This window comes from Pseudomonas sp. LB3P81, assembly GCF_054897965.1.
This window is the reverse complement of the sequence record NZ_JBUBVG010000001.1, coordinates 1,171,695-1,190,388: the sequence shown is the minus strand read 5'-3', so window position 1 is coordinate 1,190,388 and position 18,694 is coordinate 1,171,695. Positions and strand designations below refer to the sequence as shown.

Annotated in this window: 17 protein-coding genes and 1 pseudogene; 8 read left to right on the top strand and 10 right to left on the bottom strand. The window is 58.7% G+C overall.

Annotated elements, in window-relative coordinates:
• The first annotated feature begins 132 nt into the window (after positions 1 to 132).
• From ACYZTL_RS05405 to ACYZTL_RS05375, 7 genes and pseudogenes are all read left to right on the top strand, one after another.
• Positions 133 to 939, top strand: coding sequence for a class I SAM-dependent methyltransferase (locus ACYZTL_RS05405; RefSeq protein ID WP_461950916.1), 807 nt, complete (start codon positions 133 to 135; stop codon positions 937 to 939).
• 393 nt (positions 940 to 1,332) lie between these two features.
• Positions 1,333 to 2,001 (top strand): ABC transporter ATP-binding protein, encoded by a 669-nt coding sequence (locus tag ACYZTL_RS05400; RefSeq protein ID WP_461950915.1) that lies wholly within the window; start codon positions 1,333 to 1,335, stop codon positions 1,999 to 2,001.
• A gap of 1 nt (position 2,002) precedes the next feature.
• Positions 2,003 to 4,474 (top strand): ABC transporter permease, encoded by a 2,472-nt coding sequence (locus ACYZTL_RS05395; RefSeq protein WP_461954267.1) that lies wholly within the window; start codon positions 2,003 to 2,005, stop codon positions 4,472 to 4,474.
• The gene (locus tag ACYZTL_RS05390; RefSeq protein WP_461950914.1) at positions 4,464 to 5,531 is read left to right on the top strand and encodes a lipocalin-like domain-containing protein; all 1,068 of its coding nucleotides are present in this window, start codon (positions 4,464 to 4,466) and stop codon (positions 5,529 to 5,531) included. The genes ACYZTL_RS05395 and ACYZTL_RS05390 overlap by 11 nt, the downstream gene beginning before the upstream one ends.
• Positions 5,532 to 5,673: 142 nt before the next feature.
• Positions 5,674 to 5,916 carry a hypothetical protein gene (locus tag ACYZTL_RS05385; RefSeq protein WP_461950913.1) on the top strand — a complete coding sequence of 81 codons (243 nt, stop codon included), beginning with the start codon at positions 5,674 to 5,676 and terminating at the stop codon, positions 5,914 to 5,916.
• Positions 5,917 to 6,026: 110 nt separating this feature from the next.
• The gene (locus tag ACYZTL_RS05380) at positions 6,027 to 6,611 is read left to right on the top strand and encodes a hypothetical protein (RefSeq protein ID WP_461950912.1); all 585 of its coding nucleotides are present in this window, start codon (positions 6,027 to 6,029) and stop codon (positions 6,609 to 6,611) included.
• Positions 6,612 to 6,934: 323 nt separating this feature from the next.
• Positions 6,935 to 7,196: pseudogene (locus ACYZTL_RS05375) on the top strand (VanW family protein); the annotation flags it as partial.
• 351 nt (positions 7,197 to 7,547) lie between these two features.
• On the opposite strand, the gene ACYZTL_RS05370 reads toward ACYZTL_RS05375, so the two are convergent.
• The 4 genes from ACYZTL_RS05370 to ACYZTL_RS05355 form a co-directional block, all read right to left on the bottom strand.
• Positions 7,548 to 8,135 carry a toxin VasX gene (locus ACYZTL_RS05370; RefSeq protein WP_461950911.1) on the bottom strand — a complete coding sequence of 196 codons (588 nt, stop codon included), beginning with the start codon at positions 8,133 to 8,135 and terminating at the stop codon, positions 7,548 to 7,550.
• Positions 8,132 to 9,031 carry a DUF4123 domain-containing protein gene (locus tag ACYZTL_RS05365; protein ID WP_461950910.1) on the bottom strand — a complete coding sequence of 300 codons (900 nt, stop codon included), beginning with the start codon at positions 9,029 to 9,031 and terminating at the stop codon, positions 8,132 to 8,134. The genes ACYZTL_RS05370 and ACYZTL_RS05365 overlap by 4 nt, the downstream gene beginning before the upstream one ends.
• The gene (locus ACYZTL_RS05360) at positions 9,024 to 11,066 is read right to left on the bottom strand and encodes a type VI secretion system Vgr family protein (RefSeq protein ID WP_461950909.1); all 2,043 of its coding nucleotides are present in this window, start codon (positions 11,064 to 11,066) and stop codon (positions 9,024 to 9,026) included. The genes ACYZTL_RS05365 and ACYZTL_RS05360 overlap by 8 nt, the downstream gene beginning before the upstream one ends.
• Positions 11,067 to 11,198: 132 nt before the next feature.
• Entirely contained in the window at positions 11,199 to 11,714 is a 516-nt protein-coding gene (locus ACYZTL_RS05355) for an Hcp family type VI secretion system effector (protein ID WP_461950908.1), read from the bottom strand.
• Positions 11,715 to 12,125: 411 nt separating this feature from the next.
• On the opposite strand from ACYZTL_RS05355, the gene ACYZTL_RS05350 reads away from it, so the two are divergent.
• A complete protein-coding gene (locus ACYZTL_RS05350) occupies positions 12,126 to 12,803 on the top strand; it encodes a type 1 glutamine amidotransferase domain-containing protein (protein ID WP_461950907.1) in 678 nt (225 codons plus the stop codon).
• A 94-nt stretch (positions 12,804 to 12,897) separates the two neighbouring features.
• Here the strand turns inward: ACYZTL_RS05350 and hglS are convergent, their stop codons facing one another.
• From hglS to ACYZTL_RS05320, 6 genes are all read right to left on the bottom strand, one after another.
• Positions 12,898 to 14,277 (bottom strand): 2-oxoadipate dioxygenase/decarboxylase HglS, encoded by a 1,380-nt coding sequence (gene hglS, locus ACYZTL_RS05345; protein WP_461950906.1) that lies wholly within the window; start codon positions 14,275 to 14,277, stop codon positions 12,898 to 12,900.
• Positions 14,278 to 14,402: 125 nt separating this feature from the next.
• Positions 14,403 to 15,344, bottom strand: a complete 942-nt coding sequence (locus tag ACYZTL_RS05340) for an alpha/beta fold hydrolase (protein ID WP_461950905.1) — start codon at positions 15,342 to 15,344, stop codon at positions 14,403 to 14,405.
• A gap of 22 nt (positions 15,345 to 15,366) precedes the next feature.
• Positions 15,367 to 16,821 carry a flavin-containing monooxygenase gene (locus ACYZTL_RS05335; protein WP_461950904.1) on the bottom strand — a complete coding sequence of 485 codons (1,455 nt, stop codon included), beginning with the start codon at positions 16,819 to 16,821 and terminating at the stop codon, positions 15,367 to 15,369.
• A 230-nt stretch (positions 16,822 to 17,051) separates the two neighbouring features.
• The gene (locus tag ACYZTL_RS05330; protein WP_461950903.1) at positions 17,052 to 17,528 is read right to left on the bottom strand and encodes a transposase; all 477 of its coding nucleotides are present in this window, start codon (positions 17,526 to 17,528) and stop codon (positions 17,052 to 17,054) included.
• Entirely contained in the window at positions 17,521 to 17,691 is a 171-nt protein-coding gene (locus tag ACYZTL_RS05325; protein ID WP_461950902.1) for a hypothetical protein, read from the bottom strand. The genes ACYZTL_RS05330 and ACYZTL_RS05325 overlap by 8 nt, the downstream gene beginning before the upstream one ends.
• Entirely contained in the window at positions 17,688 to 18,467 is a 780-nt protein-coding gene (locus tag ACYZTL_RS05320; RefSeq protein ID WP_461950901.1) for a hypothetical protein, read from the bottom strand. The genes ACYZTL_RS05325 and ACYZTL_RS05320 overlap by 4 nt, the downstream gene beginning before the upstream one ends.
• Between the last annotated feature and the right edge of the window lie 227 nt (positions 18,468 to 18,694).

Here is an 18,694-nt window from a genome sequence, read left to right as displayed (position 1 = left end):
GGTCATTAACTATAGCTGCCGGACGTGGGCGATGCCTGGCTTACAACATTCCAACAAACGCCACATGGGGTTTTCACAAACGCTGATCTAGACTCGGGCCGGTCTGATAAAAACCGAGTTCTGGAGTGTGCAATGGAAATGCCGACAAAAGAAAAGGCCATCGCCAGCAACCGCGATGCCTGGAATGACTCCGCCCGACACCACAAAGATAACCCTGAATGGCAGACTTTATTGGAGGCTGTGACACAGGGCGATTTTTGCTGCATCGACGACACTTTGCGCGGTGTGCTGGAACAGGTCGGCGTCGACGGTAAAGACGTCGTGCAACTGGGCTGCAACAATGGTCGCGAAAGTCTTTCCCTGTTTGCGTTGGGTGCCCGCAGCGTCGTGGGTGTGGACCAGTCCGAGGCTTTTCTTGAGCAGGCGGGGGAACTGGCATCCCGCTCGCCGCACGTGCCTGAATTCATCGAAGCTGACATCCATCAACTGCCGAATGAGTTGCACACCCGGTTCGATGTGGCGCTGATCACCATCGGCGTCTTGAACTGGATGCCGGACATCGGCGAATTCTTCCGCCACGTCGCACAAACCCTGAAGCCCGGTGGCGGGCTGGTGGTGTACGAAACCCACCCGTTTCTAGAGATGCTCGACCCCGAAGCCGATGACCCTGATCGCTTGGCCAGTTCGTACTTTCGCAGCGAGCCGTTCGTGCAGGACCAGCCAATCGTCTACGAAGGCAAGGTCGAGCAGCAGGCCGCGACGTCATACTGGTTCGTCCACACGTTGGGCGCGATCTTCACCGGCGCCATCGAGGCGGGATTGCAGATCAGCCACTTCAAGGAGTACCCGCATTCCAATCGTGAGGAACTCTATGACCGCTATGAGAAGCAAGCGGCGCAGTTGCCGTTGTGTTTTACGTGGGTGGGGGTGAAGCGCTGAGACCGGGTCGGCTCCTACAAAAATCAAGAACACCGCTATACCTGTGGGAGCGTGGCTTGCCCGCGAATAGGCCGGTCCATTCACTGCACATGCAAAGGAGTGTTGGGTGATATTTGTTTGCTCGAAATAGCGACGTTTCGGTTTTACGACATTTCAAACCGGATGACATATTGAGTTGCGGGTGTTTTTTCCCAGACGTTTGTGGGAAGTGTGTCGTAATCGCCGGATGCTAGCCCGGCTTCGCGTCCAAATTGGTTCAACGGCGTACGTAAAATCCTTGTAGCAGCAAGTTGCTTGCGATTAGGTCCTGACCTTCAGCGCAAGTCTGAAATCCGCCCCAACTCAGTTCCGCTACCGCTATTCTTGTCTCACCCTCCACAATCAGGTTCACCCATGCTTCAGGTCCAAGGCGTCTTCAAAAGCTACGCCACGCCGCAAGGTCCGCTGCCGGTGTTGCAAGGTGTCGACCTGACGCTGAAACCCGGCAGCAGCCTGGCGCTGATGGGCGAGTCGGGCAGCGGCAAAAGCACCTTGCTGCACCTGATCGCCGGGCTGGACAAGGTCGATCGCGGCAGCATCCGCAGTGGCGAGCATCAGCTTGAACGGATGAGTGAAGGGCAACTGGCGAACTGGCGGCGGACTGAAATCGGTCTGGTGTTCCAGCAGTTCAACCTGATCGGCAGTTTGCGCGTGGAGGACAATCTGGCGTTTCAGGCGCGACTGGCCGGGCGCCACGATCCGCGCTGGCAGGCGCATCTGGTGCAGCGTCTGGGGTTGGGGGATTTGCTGCGGCGTTATCCGGAACAGCTTTCCGGCGGTCAACAGCAACGGGTCGCTCTGGGTCGGGCGCTGGCGTCGCAACCCAAACTGTTGCTGGCCGACGAACCCACCGGCAGCCTCGATGAAGCCACCAGCGATGACGTGCTGAAGTTGTTGCTGGAGTTGCTCGACGACAGTCCCACGACGTTGTTGATGGTCACCCACAGCCCAAAGGTGGCGGCGCGACTGGCGGAGAAAGTGGTGTTGCACCATGGTCGTCTGGCTGGCGCGGACGATCGCTGAGGTGCGGGTTTTTCGTGAAACATTGCGGGCGCTGCTCAGCCATTGGCGGCAGCACCCGGTGCAGTTTTTCAGTGTGTTGACCGGGCTCTGGCTCGCCACCAGCCTGCTGACTGGCGTGCAGGCGCTGAACAGCCAGGCACGGGAAAGTTACGCGCGGGCCAGTCAGTTGATCGGCGGCGAACCCCAGGCCAGCCTCAGCGCGCCCGGTGGCGGGGCGTTTTCCCAGGCCTTGTTTGTCGAGCTGCGCCGTGCGGGTTGGCCGGTGTCGCCGGTGCTGCAGGGGCGAATAACGCTCAAGGGCCATGAAGACCAGCGTTTGCAGTTGATGGGCATCGAGCCGGTGTCGCTGCCGGCCGGTTCGGCGGTGGCCGGGCGGGCGCTGGCGATCGAGCAGATTGTCGGGTTTTTCAGCCCGCCGGGCAGCACCTGGATTTCGCCGCAGACGTTGCAGGCGTTGGGGTTGCGCGAAGGCGAGCGGCCTTCCAGTTTGAACGGTGTGGCGTTGCCGCCACTGCAGGTGCAAACCGAGATGGCCCCCGGTGTGTTGCTGGTGGACATTGGTTTCGCTCAGCAGATTCTGGGACTGCCGGAGCAACTGTCGCGGCTGCTGTTGCCCAAGGATTTCACCGCGACCTTGCCGGATCGGTTCAAGGGACAACTGCAACTCAAGACCAGCGGCGAAGAAAACAATCTCGCGCGCCTGACCGAAAGCTTTCACCTGAACCTCGATGCCTTGGGTTTTCTCTCCTTTGTCGTTGGTCTGTTCATCGTTCACGCTGCGATCGGGTTGGCACTGGAACAGCGTCGTGGCTTGCTCAGAACCCTGCGCGCCTGTGGTGTTAGCGCACGTATGCTGATCGCCGGTCTCGCGATTGAATTGGGTGCGCTGGCGCTGATCGGTGGTCTCTTCGGCGTCGCCAGCGGCTACCTGCTGGCCAGTGTGCTGCTGCCAGACGTCGCCGCCAGTCTGCGCGGGTTGTACGGCGCCGAAGTGGCGGGGCAATTGAGCCTCAGCCCATGGTGGTGGCTCAGCGGTGTTGGCCTGAGTCTGCTGGGTGCGCTGCTGGCCGGTGCCAACAGCCTGTTGCGGGCGGCGCGTTTGCCGTTGCTGGCCCTGGCCGATCCGCAAGCCTGGCATCAGGCCCACGCGCGCTGGTTGCGGCGTCAGGGTTGGGTTGCGGCGATGGCCGGCCTGATCGCGCTGCTGGCGTTGATCTTTGGCGACAGCCTCGCCAGTGGCTTCGTGCTGATGGCCACGCTGCTGATCGGCGCCGCGCTGGCGCTACCGGTGGTGCTCGATTCGCTGCTGAATCTGGTGCTGCATCGCAGCCGTTCGGTGCTCGGTCAATGGTTTCTTGCCGATTGCCGTCAGCAATTACCGGCCCTGAGCCTGGCGTTGATGGCGCTGTTGTTGGCACTGGCGGCGAACATTGGCGCCGGCAGCATGACCGCCGGTTTTCGCCAGACCTTCAGCAACTGGCTCGAACAACGGCTGACCGCCGAGCTGTACGTGAACCCGCAAAATCCGGCCCAGGCCAGAGAACTGCAGAGCTGGCTCAAACAGCAACCATCACTCACCGCGGTGCTGCCCAATTGGCAGGTGTCGATCCAGTTGCAGGGCTGGCCGGCGGACGTGTTTGGCGTGATCGACCACCCGACTTATCGTCAGCACTGGCCGTTACTGGAATCCTTGGGCGATAACCCGTGGGACCGACTGGCCAAGGACGACGCGCTGATGCTCAGCGAGCAACTGGCGCGGCGACTGAAGGTGCGTCTCGGCGACCACCTCACGCTGCCCACGCCGACCGGCCCGTGGTCGCCGCGAATCGTCGGGATCTACGCCGACTACGGCAATCCCAAAGGCCACATCCTGGTCAACGTCGACCACCTGCTGCGCGGCTGGCCGCAACTGACGCCGAACCGCTTCAACCTGCGCATCGAGCCGCCGTTGATCCCGGCGTTCCTGAAATCGTTGCAAACACGCTTTGCCCTGGACGACAGCCGCATCGTCGATCAGGCCCGGCTCAAAGGCTGGTCCACCCAAGTGTTCGAACGCACTTTCGCCGCCACCGCCGCGCTGAACAGCCTGACCCTTGGCGTCGCGGGCGTGGCGTTGTTCATCAGCCTGCTGACCCAGAGCCAGAGCCGCCTCGGGCAACTCGCGCCACTGTGGGCATTGGGCGTGACGCGCCGGCAATTGATGCTGCTCAACCTCGGACAAACCTGGTTGCTGGCGGTGCTGACGCTGGTGCTGGCGTTGCCGCTGGGCATCGCACTGGCGTGGTGCCTGGACACGGTGATCAACGTTCAGGCGTTCGGCTGGCGTCTGCCGTTGCGGTTGTTCCCGTTGCAACTGGCGCAGTTGATGGGGCTGGCGTTGCTGGCTACCTTGCTGGCGTCGGCGTGGCCGCTGTACTCGCTGTATCGCTCGCAACCGGCGGATCTGTTGAGGACGTTTGCTCATGAGGATTAAGCTCGGCGTGCTGTTGTTGGCGCTTCTTTTGAGCGGCTGCGATGACTCGGCGCCGGTTGAAAAAGGCTTCGCCGGTCTCGGTGGTGAGGCCGCTGCATTTACGCCGGTAGTGCCTGGTCGGGTGTTCAGCTTTCCGGCAGATCACGGACCTCACGACGGTTTTCGCATCGAGTGGTGGTACGTCACCGCCAACCTCAAGGACGATCAGGGTCGTGAGTTCGGTGTGCAATGGACGCTGTTTCGCAGTGCGTTGAAAGCCACGCCCGAGGTGGCGGGTTGGGGTAATCAAACGATCTGGCTGGGCCATGCGGCCGTGACATCGGCGACGGTGCATCACGCGGCTGAACGCTATGCCCGTGGCGGCGTCGGGCAGGCCGGGGTGAGCGTGCAGCCCTTCAATGCATGGATCGACGATTGGCGGTTCAGCGGTCAGGGGGCCGATGCGTTGGCGGATCTTCAACTCAGCGCCCGTGACAAGCTTTTCAGCTACCAACTGCGGCTCACGTCCACGCGTCCGCCGGTGCTGCAAGGCGACAAGGGCTTCAGCCAGAAATCCGAACAGGGCCAGGCCTCGTACTACTACAGTCAGCCGTTTTTTCAGGCCAGCGGTACGTTGGATATCGACGGCAAGACTTATCAGGTCAACGGCCCGGCGTGGCTCGACCGCGAGTGGAGCAGCCAGCCGCTGACCGCCAACCAGAGCGGTTGGGACTGGTTCTCCCTGCACCTGGACAGCGGCGAACAGGTCATGCTGTACCGCATGCGGCAGAAGAACGGCGAACCGTATCTCACCGGCACCTGGATCGACGCCCAGGGTCAGACTCAGTTGCTGCACGCCGCCGATATCCGCCTCACACCGCAAGACACTGCAACCGTCGCCGGGAGCTCAATGCCCGTGAGCTGGTCGATCAACATCCCCCCCAAACACCTCGACATCACCATCAACGCGCTCAACCCCAATGCCTGGATGGATTTGCGCATTCCGTATTGGGAAGGCCCCGTGCGCCTGAGCGGCAGTCACGCGGGGCAGGGCTATCTGGAAATGACCGGTTATTAAGATCAAAGGATCGCAGGCTTCGCGTAGGAGCTGGCGAAGCCTGCGATCTTCTGATCTTGCTCTTGACCTTATGTGTCCAATCCACAGGAACTACGACCGTCGCCCGGCTCTCTACCGTACGAACGCCCAACCGGAGCCCGCCATGAGCGACGACCTCAAACCACCCGACCTTGCCGCGTGGCAGCGCCTGTTCGAAGACAAGGCCTACTGGCAGCAATCCCCCGACGCCCATTACGCCGAGCTGCTGCGAGTGGCCGACGATTTGTTGGGGCAGGGCGCCATCGACCTCGACCAGTGGCAGGCCCTGAAGGCCAAGGCCGCTCAATCCCACAAGGACTCACCTGGCGTGAACGTCGCCCATGAGGTCGATGATCCTGACGTCTGAGGAGAACCATCGTGGCGAATCCACCGAACGTCTATGCTCAGTGGCACGGACGGCGCTGAGCCTTGATTCAGAGCTGTCCGCTGCCAACCATCACAGGGAACGTACCGTTTATGAAACTTCACGCACTGACCAAAGCCATCACCCTCGCCACCGTGCTGTCCGCTGCCAGTTTCAGCGCCGTGGCGGTGGATATCCCGCTGTCCGCCGTCGTGGAAGCCGATCAGGTCACGACCAAAGTCCTGGCCGTTGACGCTGCCAAACATCAAGTTGTCCTTGAAGGTGCCGAAGGCCGTCAGGTTCATGTTCAGCTAAGCGACAAGGCAAAAGACCTGGGCAACCTCAAGGTCGGCGATCAAGTCACCGTCGAAGTGACTCACTCGGTCGCGGCGTTCCTCGACACTGATGTCGACAAAGGGCTGCCTGGCTATACCGAGCGCACCGGCGAAATCCGCGCGACCAAAGACAATCCCAACCCGGGCGGTGAAGCGTTCCGTCAGGTACAGGTGCAGCTGAAAATCACTGGCATCGACCTGAAGAAAAGCCAGGTGACTTTCGAAAACCCGGCAGGCCAGTCGAAAACCGTCAACGTCGAGAAACCTGAAGTTCAGAAAAAACTGAAGGACTTGAAAGTAGGGCAAAGCGTTGTCGTGACTTACACCGATATATTGAAAGTGACCAGTCAACACGAAAGTTGAGTATTAACTCTATATGATGATTATTCTTGTATGATTTTTGTACAAGAATAATCGGCTTTATGGTCGAGCTGGTGAGTTTGGTTGGTGTATGTAAGTCATATTTAGGCTGACATCTAATCATTACTCGATAAATTTCATGTTATATGCGCGGACATATTCAAAGAGTTCTACTAAAATACCTCCCGTTCGCCCAGTGGCAGGGCTCTTTACCAGTGCATGGATTGCCGAGGCCATTACACTGGGCGAACACCTTCTCCGGGTGCGATACGTACTGCAGTCATCCGTTAAGAGGCGCAGCATTTCAGCATCAAAGATGCTACTGGCTGTGCGTATGGCAAAAAGACTGTTCCGCCAACTGGCCTGGCGCTTCTCCCGCAAACGTTACGCCCGCCCGAAAGACGCCTTCGAGCGTTTGCCGTTCCGCTACTTCAAACTGATCCGCAGACTCGTCGACTCCGACCTTGCACTGCAGCGCAACAAAGTCGTGTATCTGAAATTGGCGGTGGCTTCGGTAGACGGTGTCGTTAAAGGTCCGGCGAATACTTTTCCTTTTGCCGCCTGACCGGTCGGCCGACGCGAAAACGCCGGGTTTGTTGGAGTTGTTGGGAAAAAAACAGACTTCTCGGCGTTGACGGTTGAAGCGGATGGGGCGGGCGCGGGATTTGCTTCTGGTGGTGCTGATAATCGCGTATAGGCCAATCAGCGCTGCTCCGGCTCCACACCAGAGCACTAGCGCTAGTCCAAACTCAAAAAAATTGTTGAAGTAAAACCAAAAGCTTCTCCCGAATGAATTTATGAATGATGCGAAGCCCATCAAGGTCGGTAGAACAAAAAGGCAGACGATAACTACGACTGTAGGAAGCGATACAGCTAAATCGTACTTGGAAAGACTTGGTGAGATTGCTGCTACCCAAGTCCAGATAGGTGTCGTTGACTTCAACAAAGCTTCCGCCGAGATCTATTGGAATCTGCCCGGTGGGAACCGGCAGTGGAGAGAGAAACAATGCTTCGCCAGTGGGAAAACGACGAGTTTCCCCAGCGACAGGGTGCTGCTGTCGAATATTCACGCTCGGACTTGTGTTTGATGACCTGCGCGCATTTGGCGGCGGTCCATTGCGCTTCGGAGTAGTTGACGTAGAGCTTGCTCAAACGCGGGAAGACCAGCACGGCTTCGCCCACGTTGCTTTCGCGTTTGTTGGCAGTGATTTCGCCTTTTTCCCACAGCAGTTGGGTCACGATGCCGTTCTGGATTCGGTATTCGTGCATGACGGCTTGAGGTTTCTTGTCGACGATGACGTAGAGCCAGCCGTCGCGGATCAAGCGAATGCCCAGTGGGCGGGAAGTGGTTTTGTACGGCATGGCAAGCGCGCTGGACGGGTCGAGTCGTTCGACCAGGCCGAAGCGCAGAGGGATGAGCTGGATTTTGGCCTTCATCAGGGGGCAGCCGCCCAGGGAGCACTTGCCGTCGTCTTGGCTTTTTGCAACGTTGTTCGGGCTTTTGCCGGCCGATGTTGGCGTGGTCATCCTTGGCTCCTGTGCAGGGTTTCAGCCCGTTCCTGGGCAATATCAGCGACCCGTTCGAGTCGCTGAGCGGGCGTTTGTTCCGACGGGGTCTTGAGTATTGCATCCAGGTCCGGATGCTCCTCCAGCGCTCGCTCGCCGAGGAACCCGTGAATGTTGGCGTAGAGAGTGATGTCGAGTTCGGTGTTGAAGCCGCGATCGTATGAGGTCGATGCCAATGTGTGCAGGTGTTCCCAGCGCTGCAACGGCATCGTTTGTGCCTGATAGGACGGAAAGTACTCGCGCATGTGTTGGTCGAGGCGCAGGACGATGCTGCGGAAATTCACTTCATCCAGTTGGCTGAGTTGCTCGTCGCTCAAGCGGTAGCGTTTGCGGTGGTTGGGCTCGGTTGCTCTGCCCGGCCGCTGGTTGATGTGCCAGCAATCCAATGCCGCGTCTGCGGCGACGATCTGCGAGCAAGGGCCGAACAGAGTAGGGTCTTTGATGCTCTCGGCATGACCGAGCAATACGTGGGCCACGGCAGGGTCGGCGACGCGCAGCAGGACTTCTTCACCCTGAGGGTGCATGACGCTGGTCAGCCAGCGGAAGTGCTCGACCATTTGCGCCCAGGTTTGATCGCTGAACACCAGGTAGCCCCACTCCTGGTGGGGTTCAGCCAGAAACTTCGCGAGGATGGGATTGTTCTGGGTTTTTATCTGGACAAGGCACGGCGAGACGTCGCCCAATTCGGCCCACTGGGTGCCGAGGTAGAGTGGCTCGAAAACCGGATCATCCGACCATTGATAAAGGTGCTGGGGCAGTTTTTCGAGGCTGACGCCATCCAGCAGCAAACCGACGGTGCCATTCCACGGCAGGCCTTGAGGCAACCCGTTTTCCAGTGGCCAGTCTGACTTAAGCATTTTGCGCCTCCAGCTTGGCCTTCTCGCAGATCGCGCAGATCGGCTTCTTCTGCATCAATGCTTGCCGCTGCGCGGGCACCAACAATTGCCCGGCCTTGTCCGCATCCGCCTGCTTCAACGGGCCCGGCAACAACGGCGCCGCCCCCGTCCCGCTACCCGGCCCGCCACCGGAATTCATATTGATCATCGGCCCGCTCAGGGTCACGCCACCCGCATCGATCTTGATGAAGCTGCCGCCACCGATCAGGGTCAATTCACTGCCGGCTTCAAGCACTACTTTCATGCCGCTGCTCAGGTGGATTTCCTGGCCCGCATCGATGAATTGCCCGGTGCCGATCTTGATGTGCTGGTTCACGCCCACGGTCAGGTGGTCGTTGGCGCGCGCTTCGACTTTGCGGTCTTCATAAACGGTGTGGTGTTCTTCCGCCTTGAATTCGCTGTAGCTGTTTTTCTCCACGGTGTCGTGGCGTTCGTTGCCGACGCGGACTTTCTGGTCGTGTTCGACGTTTTCGTCCCAGTCGCGCTGGGCGTGGAGGAAGATTTGTTCCTGGCCTTTCTTGTCTTCGATGCGCAGTTCGTTGAAGCCTGCGCCACCGGGCGAGCTGAGGGTTTTGAAGGTGGTGCGGGTCTTGTTCGCCGGCAGGGCGTAGGGGACGACGTTTTCCTTGTGGTACAGGCAGCCGCTGATCAATGGTTGGTCGAGGTCGCCTTCGAGGAAGGTGACGAGCACTTCCATGCCGATCCGCGGGATGGCGATGCCGCCGTAGTGGGCGCCGGCCCAGGCGGAGGAGACGCGCAGCCAGCAACTGGTCTTGTCGTCGGCCTGACCTTCGCGGTCCCAGTGGAATTGCACTTTGACGCGGCCGTACTGGTCGCAGTGGATCTCTTCACCTTTGGGGCCGGTGACCACGGCGCTCTGGCTGCCGAGGATGCGCGGTTTTTTCTGTGTCAGCGGCGGACGGTTCGGCACGTCCCACGGCGTGGCCTGGAAGCGGTTGCGATAACCCTGATGGAAATCGTCTTTCAGGTGGGTGGTGCTGCTGGTGACCGACTCCTCCAGCACTTGCGGCTGTTTGCCTTCGTGCAGGACTTCGGTCAGTAGCCACAGGTCGTTCCATTTGGCTTTCGGGTGTTGGGTCAGGGCCAGGAAGTGGCCGCTGACCAGCAACGGCTGATCGCTTTTGCCTTCGGCCAGCTGGAAGTCGCTGCGGTGACGTTCGAGGGCGCGTTTGGCCAGGTGCTTGCCGCGTTCGCGGTCGATAAAGCGACCGGGGTAGTCGTAGTCTTCGAGGTCGGGCAGGGCGTCGCCGCGGTTTTCACTTTCGAGGTTGATGCGCGGTTTTTCGAAGTCGTAGTCACGGCGGGTGATGCGGCTGGTGCGGGTTTCCAGGCGCAGGTCAAAGCGCTTGATCACCGGGTCGTTGGCGACCATGCCGGAGTCTTGCTGATAGGCCACTGGCGCGAGTTTCGGGAACACCGTCTGGTCATCGCCGAACACCAGTTTGTGGGCCGTGGCGCTGTGCTGGAAGTGGTAGTGGATACCTTCTTCCTCGCACAGGCGCTGGACGAATTGCAGGTCCGATTCATCGTACTGAACGCAGTAGATGCGCTCGGGATAAATTGCCCCGACCTTGAATTCGTAGGCATTGCTCTGGATGCCGTGTTCTTCGAGGACCAGGCCGATGATTTTCGGCACCGTGAGGTTCTGGAAGATGCGCTGGTTGATGCGGTGCGCCAGGTAGGACAGTTGCGGGCGCAGGGTCACCGCGTAGCGGGTCAGGCGTTTGCCGGAATCACCCTGGGCGGCGCGATAGATCTGGCCATGAATGCCGCTGCCGTCGGGCGAGAGCTGCAAAAAGGCCGGTTTGTGCAGCAGGCTTTCGAGGTCCAGGGACGGCTTTTCGCTGACCAGCTCCACCTCGAACACAAACGGCTGGCTGATGGCTTCCCGACCTTGCAGGGACAGGACCTGGAAGTCGTTGGAAAGACCTTCGATGGTCAGGGCAAAGTGAGTCTGATTGGCCGGCGCGAACATCCCTTGTTCCTCGTGCAGTGCTGCGGCGTTCGCCGGCACCCGGGCGGGGCGCTTGCGGACGCGAAAATTCTGGAAGGGCGTAAACAACATCGACCAGCAGAGCTGGCCGATGCTTTAGACGGTCGACCTGGATCAGGCGACCGGTACGCGCCAGTCATCGGAACCCGAAGTACCGGATACTTCGTGGGTCCAGGTGATTTTGCGGTAGGTGAATTGCACTTCTTCCAGGTGCGTGAAGTGCGAGTTCGACGGATCCTGGCAGTTGTGCATTTTGTTGTTGATGGCGACGATGATCGCGTCTTCCAGTTTGGTGGTGTAGTAGTGCTCCTGGGTACCTTTAGCCGAGGTGCGGTACCACTGGATAACGATTTCGCTCATGCGCTCGCCGGAGGTCAGAGCTGCCTGCAGCAGTGGCGAAGACTTGTCGTAGACCTTGGTGATCACGACTGGCTTGTGCACGCGCTGACCGGTCGGTTGGCCGGACTGCGGGTCACGCGGGATGATCACGTCGTGGCTGAAAGCCTGAACCATGACCTGGTCTTCGTGACCTTCCTGGTAGGTGTTGCCAACCGAGTCGGCGGTGAAGGCGCCGGCGGTGATCAGACCTTGTTTTTCGCCAGTGACGGACATGTACGCTGGTGTTGCCATGGATGCTCTCCTTGCTGAATAAGTGAGGGGGCCCGGGAGGCGATATCGCCCGGTGGGTACATGACTGTTATCAAGGTCTGTGCCAGAAACGCTGAAATCCATATAAATCAGGGCTTTGCAGTGAATTTTTGATCACTGGAAAGATGCCCGGCAACGTTCATCCCGAAATGTGCGCAAGAACTTGCGCAGCACTGCGCAACTTCTTGCGCACTGGGCTGGAAGGCCTGAAAAGTCGGGTGCTCAGCGCAGAAGCAGCGTGTTTCGCCGGATCGATTGCGCAACTTCTTGCGCATCAAGGCAGTTGGCCATCCCGAGAGAGCCCAATTGTTCGAGGTGCAACGAACTGCGCAGCCTGATGGTCAAACTCAGCGCCGAGATGACCGAACATTTTCCGAATTCAAGGAGCGCGACATGAAAATCCTGATGGTTCTGACGTCCCACGATCAATTGGGTGATACAGGTAAGAAAACCGGCTTCTGGCTGGAAGAATTCGCCGCACCGTATTTTGCTTTCAAAGACGCCGGCGCTCAGCTGACGCTGGTTTCGCCCAAGGGCGGACAACCCCCATTGGACCCGAAGAGCGACGAGCCGGACGCGCAAACCGCGGCCACTGATCGCTTCCGCAAAGACTCCGCGGCCCAGTCGGCATTGGCGTCGACCGCGCTGCTGAGCAGTGTGAGGGCCGAAGATTACGATGCGGTTTTTTACCCGGGCGGCCATGGCCCGCTGTGGGACCTGGCCGAAGACAAGAATTCGATCGCGTTGATCGAAGCGCTGCACAAGGCAGGCAAACCGGTTGCGGCGGTCTGTCACGCGCCGGGTGTGTTGCGTCACGTCAAGAGGGCGGACGGTCAGCCGCTGGTCAAGGGCAAGCGGGTGACGGGGTTCACCAACTCCGAGGAAGAGGCGGTGCAACTGACCGACGTTGTGCCGTTTCTGGTGGAGGACATGCTGAAGGAGAAGGGCGGGATTTATTCCAAGGGCGATGATTGGGCAAGTTATGTGGTGACGGATGGATTGCTGCTGACAGGGCAGAATCCGGCGTCATCCGAGGCCACGGCTGAAGCGCTGTTGGCGAAGTTGAAATAAGATCAAAAGATCGCAGCCTGCGGCAGCTCCTACAGGAATCCGCATTCCCATGTAGGAGCTGCCGCAGGCTGCGATCTTTTTGCGGTGTGAACGTTTAATCGCCTAGCGTGGCGAAGCAATCCTCGATCGAACGCCGCTGAGTCTCGGCATACAACCCCAACTCATCAATGGTCGGGCGTCCCAGCGCTTTCTCGAACGCCTGCTGGTTCGAATGCTCGCCATAGTGGGTTTGCGCCGCATCCCCAAGGTTTGACTGAAAAATCCCCGCCGCACTGACCGGCAGGAAATCTTCGTACACCAGCGGCTCAACCCGCAAATAACCACCGCTGAGCAGATCTTCCAGCGACGAAGATTTAAGCGCTTCCGCCCCCTGGCCTTTTTCCGTCACGAAATAGCGAAAGTACGCCAGTTCCTGTCGGCGCATGCCTTCAAGGGTGTCAGGGAATTCGCCAAAGTGCTGCGTCATCAGCGCGTTGTAGCGTGCGGCGTTGGCTTCGTTGGGAAAGTCCTTGAGTTCGTCACGGGCAGCGTTGAGCAAACGGTCATAAAGCGCCCGACCTTTGGGAGTGAGCGCGGCGCCACGCTGCTCGATTTCACCAAAACGGGCGCTGTGGCTGCCGTGACTTTCAGCTTGATCAGTGAAAGCGACAGGTTCGTCCAGCGCCTTGAAACTGGTTTGGCGCAACAGGATCGGACACTGACGGCGGGGCGGGCCTTCGATCACCGCTTTGGGGGTGATGCCGTGGACCGGCATTTGCGCCTGCACAATGTCGATGTCCAGGGTGCGCGGCGTCAGGTGGTTGATGTGCGGGCCCTTGAACGCCACGACATCGGCGATCAGGCGATGCTGGGCGCTGAGTTTCTGGTATTGCTCAGCGGTGACGGTTGCGCTGTGATGCCAGCGGAAAGTTTCCAGCGCCTGCAGAACGAAGTCCTGCGCCTCTTGTTCGGTAAGGCCTCCCTCGGATTCAGCGCGTTCGATGAGGGTCAGCGCAGTCGGCGTGAAGATCGAGCGTTTATCCAGCACCGATTGCGCAAAGGCGCGCAGTTCCGGGTCTTCGATCAGTTCCAGACGCAACAGCGAGGTGAACACGCGAAACGGGCTGACCTGCAACGCGGCCTCATGCACTGCGCGGAATGCCGTGGAATGCACCGGGACGCCGGCCGGGGTCAGGTCGTAATAGCCGACGGGCTGCATGCCCATCACCGCGAACAGCCGGGCGAGGGTCGCCAGTTCAGCTGCAGTGCCGACGCGGATGGCGCCATGGCGTTCCAGATCCAGACGCTGGATTTCGCCCGTGCTGTTCAACTGCCGGGCGATCTGCGGTTCACTGTCCAGCACATGGCGGTTGGTCTGTTCCACCAGTTCCATCAGCGCGCCGTACAGCGGCACTTCTTCGCGGTACATGTCGGACATCGCTTTGGAGAAGCGTTGGCGGATCAGGTCGGGGCTGACAAAGCTTGGGTGGCTCATGAAAAAATTCCAGGCGCGGTGACGTGAAGGATGGGGAGAAAAGATCGCAGCCTTCAGCGGCGCCGACAAACGAAGAATCTTACGGACTTCATTCTGCAAAGGACTGCTGTAGCAGCAGCCATGCGCTACACATGTAGTTGAGTGCGCTGGGATGCCAAAAACTCACGATACAGCCGCGCCGTGCCCGCCGGTGCTTCGACCATCGGCATATGGCCGACACCTTCCCAGATCTCTACCCGCAGGTCTTCGATGCCTTTGCTCCAGATCGCTACGCTGCTGACGTCGATCAAGCGGTCCTTGCGCCCCCACAGCAATAGCGCCGGGCACTTGATGTCGGGCAGTTTCGGCTCCATCGGCGGGCTGGCACGGAAGTCACTGAAGATTTCTTCCAGCTCATCCCGGGACTGTTCGTAACGCTGGGCGATGGCGTCCAGCACCACGCCGGGTACCCACGGTGGCTCGGCCATGGTCATGGCGTAGAAGCGCCGGAATTCTTCACGGGAGTTAATCAGGAACGGGTTGTGGCCTTTAGCCAAGTGGCGCTCCAGGTCACTGACTTCGGGCGCGGTGACACCGGCCGGGTCGATCAGGGCAAGCGACGCAATACGATCCGGGTAAGTCGCCGCGAGCCACGCCGCCATGTAGCCGCCCATCGAGTTGCCGATTACATGCACCTTCTCGACGCCGCAGACATCGAGCAACTGGATCATCCGCTTCGCCTGCAAAGGAATGTCGTAACCGCCGCCGGCCTTGAAGCCGGTTTCGCCATGCCCGGCGATGTCGGGGATGATCACCCGGTACGTGCCGACAAAATGCCGGGCGAAGCGCAGCCAGATGTTCTTGTCGGCGCTGTAGCCGTGAAGCATCAGCACGCTGCTCGACGCTTCGTACGGCCCGCCTTGCCAGGTCGAAACGGTCATTTCGGCAATCGGCACGACAATCTTGTGCAGCCGATACAGCTTGGCTTCGACCGCCATGTTCAAGTCATAGAGCCAGTGACCGATGGCCGGGTAGCTCAACCAGCTCCAGGCCACGAAAACCGCGATTGCGACAACCAACAAAAGCATCAGGCGTCTCCCTTCTCTCTGATCAGGACAAGATGTGATCGGCGGGTTTCAGCGTCCGGGTCAATCGGTGGTAACTGAAACTGAACCCGGGAAACATGGCAATCACATGACCACTCTTGCTTTGATACCAACTATGGCAGCCTCCGGATTTCCACACCGTGCGCTCCATTTCCCGGTGGATCATTTCAGTGTAGGTACGTTCTGCCTCGGGGCGAACTTCGATGCTGCGCAAACCCTGTTCTTTGAGCGTGCGAATGCAATCGAGAATGTAGTTCATCTGGGATTCGATGATGAACAGCGCCGAAGTGTGGCCGATGCCGGTGTTAGGCCCGGTGACGATAAACAGGTTGGGGAAGTCCGGCAGACTGGTGCCGAGGTAGGCGCGTGGGTAGGTCGCCCAGAATTCCCTGAGTTGCTTGCCGTTTTTTCCGCTGACCGGGTAGGAAATCACCCCGTCGGTGGCGTCGTAACCGGTGGACCAGACGATCAGGTCCAGGTCGATGTGCTGCCCGTCCCGCGTGACGATGCCGGTTTCATCAATGGACGCGATGCCCTGTTCGCGGCTGTGCAACGTCACATTGCTGCGACAGAGTGCCGGATACAGGGTGCTCGAAACGATGACCCGTTTGCAGCCGATGGCGTAGTCCGGTGTCAGTTTTCGTCTGAGTTCCGGGTCGGGGACTTGCCGTTTGATGAAGCGCAGGGCGTGTTGCTGGACCATGCGGATCGCCGGTTTAGAGTATTTGAAGGCAATCACCCGGGTTTCGAATTGCCAGTAAATCATCCAGCGCAGCAGTTTGTAGGCCGGTTTGAGGCCGAGCAACCAACGCTGGAAGGGGCCGAAGGCGCGATCGGCCCGTGGCAACACCCAATGGGGCGTGCGCTGGAACACGTGCAAATGCTCGACGTCCGGCGCAATGGCCGGAATCACCTGGGCCGCGCTGGCGCCACTGCCGACGATGGCGACGCGTTTTTGCCGATAGTCGTAGGCGTGATCCCAGTTGTTGGTGTGAAAAGTCTTGCCCTGAAAGCGCTCCTGGCCCTCGAAATGCGGGATGACGGGTTGGCTCAGCGGCCCCGTGGCATTGATCAGGAACCGGGCGTAAAACGTGCCTTTGCTCGCGGTGTGCACCGCCCAGCGTTTGCCATCGTCATCCCATTCGATGCGTTCGACGTTCGCTTCCAGTTCCACTCGGTCGCGCAGGCCGAATTGCTCCACCACGTATTGTGTGTAGCGGTGCAGTTCGGCCTGTTCGGCGTACATTTGTGTCCAGCGGTAGGGGGCGAAGGACAGCGAATAAAGCGGCGAGGGCACATCGACGGCCGCACCGGGGTAAGTGTTCTGGCACCAGGTGCCACCAAAGAAGTCCCGCCGTTCCAGCAGCCGAAAATCATCGATGCCGGCCTTGAGCAAATTGAACGCCGCGCACTGTCCGCCAAAACCGCTGCCGATGATCAACACCTGAAAAGTCTGCATGGGCCTAATGCCTGTCTGTTAAGAGAATTTGTAGGAGCGAGCTTGCTCCGGGCGGCGTTCCGACGATGGACTTCAGGACGATGCGTGCATTCAGAGAATACGCGTTATCGTTGGCGTCCATCGTCGGAACTCCGCCCGGAGCAAGCTCGCTCCTACAAGAGTCACTTTTGCTTAACTGATCGGCATTACTGCACTATGCGAAAATCACCTTTCTACTCGACGCCAGCAGGCTACTCGGCCCCCAGCAATGACAACGTGTGTTCGTAGAACGCTGTTTCTTGCGTCGCGATGCCGGGATACGTGGGCAAGTAGTCCTCGTCAAAACACCAGGCCTGAGCACTGGTCGTTGGCGGCGCATGAATGATCAGGCTTAGTGAAGAAGACATGTCCTGGGGTGGCAGTTGTCGATGCACTTCGTAATAAGGTTGCATGTGCAGCACTTCGCCTTGAACGAGTTTAAAAGTTGTTTCTTCGCCCAGAGGAGGGCGAATGCCGACACGTAATGGCGTCTGATCAAGGATGTTGCGCTTGACGGTGGTGTAGCCGTCGCCGCTGTAGCCCACCGCATAAATTTCGAAATCGTGGGTGTGGTTCAAGTGGTAGATGAACGTTTCGCTTTCGTCCTGGCTCGACACCGGAGCCCAGAAACCGAGGCGGACGGTGTAGGCATCCGAGTAATGCAGCACAAAGGCGTAGGCGTTATACAAACTGTTTTTTGGTGTTGTATCCGTCACGTTGAAGGGTGTTGTAAAGATGCTCGCTCAGCAATGTTCTGTTGGTGGCGAGTTTGCGCAGGTCAGCGATGATGTGTGATTTGTCTTGATGGAGGTCGTACGTGTCCATGCGTTCAACAAAGGTGGCCAATTTCATGCCATCTCACCCACGTGTTGATCCAGTAAGTCATTGAGTCGAGTGTTTTGCAGTTTTCTTAAAAGAGGCACATAACCCAGCGCTGTAGCGGGATTGACCAGATGAATCATCTGGAACGCCTTCCAGGCGACGGCGGGGTGATAGTGATAAATCAGTTCTTCGGCCACTTTGCCGGTTCCGGGATCGTGGGCTGCCTCTAACAATTCCAGGCTGACCAGGTAGCGGGCGGCGCTATCGTGATGGGGGAACCAGGCAATTTTTTGCAATGACGCGCGATCGAATACGTGAATGTCGGCACTCTTGTCAGGAAAGTTGAAACTACCGATAAATGCGGAATGTCCAGTGCCGTTCGGATTGCTGTCAAACAGGGTCTTCGTACCGTCGATGAACAACGGGTTGCTGGCATCTACGATGATCTGCTCCCCGAGAATCAGATGTTCATCTTCAACTTCGTAAAGTTGAATGGAAAAAGCTTCTGTATTGATCGCAAACAAAACACTGTTGCCGGGTACGGAATAGAGTAGTTCAGGCGCCGGTGCGTTGTCAGGAACCTTTAGGCTGATATTGCCATTTTGGTTGTAGTGTAATGTCAATGTTCCAGTGTGGGTGTTTGTAAGCTTCATGATTGCGGCGCGGTAAGATGCTTCGGAAGTGCTGGCTGTTTGTTTGGATAATTGGTCCGCCAGATTTTTTACTTCGGCACTCATATTCAGTGTCTTGATGCTTGTGATAATTTCTGAAGGCGTCAAGTCAGAGTTGAGCAGGGTTTTTATCATATAAGTACGCCTTTGTTTTTTATGGTTTTTTTGATGAGGCGCGGCGGAGGTGGTTGTAAGCAGACGTCAGAGGCTGTTGTTGTGACCGCTAATGTCTGCCATTACGTCTGGAAGACAGTGTTGCTGAGCGCATTCAGCTATCTCGATAAACTGCCAGTATTGCTTGATTGCCTGGAGATTGCCGACATTGAGGCGAGGTGTGTTTAACCAGCAGTTCATGTCCTGAA

Excerpts from the sequence above, each read along its gene's own strand:
- ACYZTL_RS05405 (WP_461950916.1), top strand. The coding sequence starts at position 133 with ATGGAAATGCCGACAAAAGAAAAGGCCATCGCCAGCAACCGCGATGCC.
- ACYZTL_RS05400 (WP_461950915.1), top strand. The coding sequence starts at position 1,333 with ATGCTTCAGGTCCAAGGCGTCTTCAAAAGCTACGCCACGCCGCAAGGT.
- ACYZTL_RS05390 (WP_461950914.1), top strand. The coding sequence starts at position 4,464 with ATGAGGATTAAGCTCGGCGTGCTGTTGTTGGCGCTTCTTTTGAGCGGC.
- ACYZTL_RS05385 (WP_461950913.1), top strand. The coding sequence starts at position 5,674 with ATGAGCGACGACCTCAAACCACCCGACCTTGCCGCGTGGCAGCGCCTG.
- ACYZTL_RS05380 (WP_461950912.1), top strand. The coding sequence starts at position 6,027 with ATGAAACTTCACGCACTGACCAAAGCCATCACCCTCGCCACCGTGCTG.
- ACYZTL_RS05370 (WP_461950911.1), bottom strand. The coding sequence starts at position 8,135 with ATGACCACGCCAACATCGGCCGGCAAAAGCCCGAACAACGTTGCAAAA.
- ACYZTL_RS05365 (WP_461950910.1), bottom strand. The coding sequence starts at position 9,031 with ATGCTTAAGTCAGACTGGCCACTGGAAAACGGGTTGCCTCAAGGCCTG.
- ACYZTL_RS05360 (WP_461950909.1), bottom strand. The coding sequence starts at position 11,066 with ATGTTCGCGCCGGCCAATCAGACTCACTTTGCCCTGACCATCGAAGGT.
- ACYZTL_RS05355 (WP_461950908.1), bottom strand. The coding sequence starts at position 11,714 with ATGGCAACACCAGCGTACATGTCCGTCACTGGCGAAAAACAAGGTCTG.
- ACYZTL_RS05350 (WP_461950907.1), top strand. The coding sequence starts at position 12,126 with ATGAAAATCCTGATGGTTCTGACGTCCCACGATCAATTGGGTGATACA.
- hglS (WP_461950906.1), bottom strand. The coding sequence starts at position 14,277 with ATGAGCCACCCAAGCTTTGTCAGCCCCGACCTGATCCGCCAACGCTTC.
- ACYZTL_RS05340 (WP_461950905.1), bottom strand. The coding sequence starts at position 15,344 with ATGCTTTTGTTGGTTGTCGCAATCGCGGTTTTCGTGGCCTGGAGCTGG.
- ACYZTL_RS05335 (WP_461950904.1), bottom strand. The coding sequence starts at position 16,821 with ATGCAGACTTTTCAGGTGTTGATCATCGGCAGCGGTTTTGGCGGACAG.
- ACYZTL_RS05325 (WP_461950902.1), bottom strand. The coding sequence starts at position 17,691 with ATGAAATTGGCCACCTTTGTTGAACGCATGGACACGTACGACCTCCAT.
- ACYZTL_RS05320 (WP_461950901.1), bottom strand. The coding sequence starts at position 18,467 with ATGATAAAAACCCTGCTCAACTCTGACTTGACGCCTTCAGAAATTATC.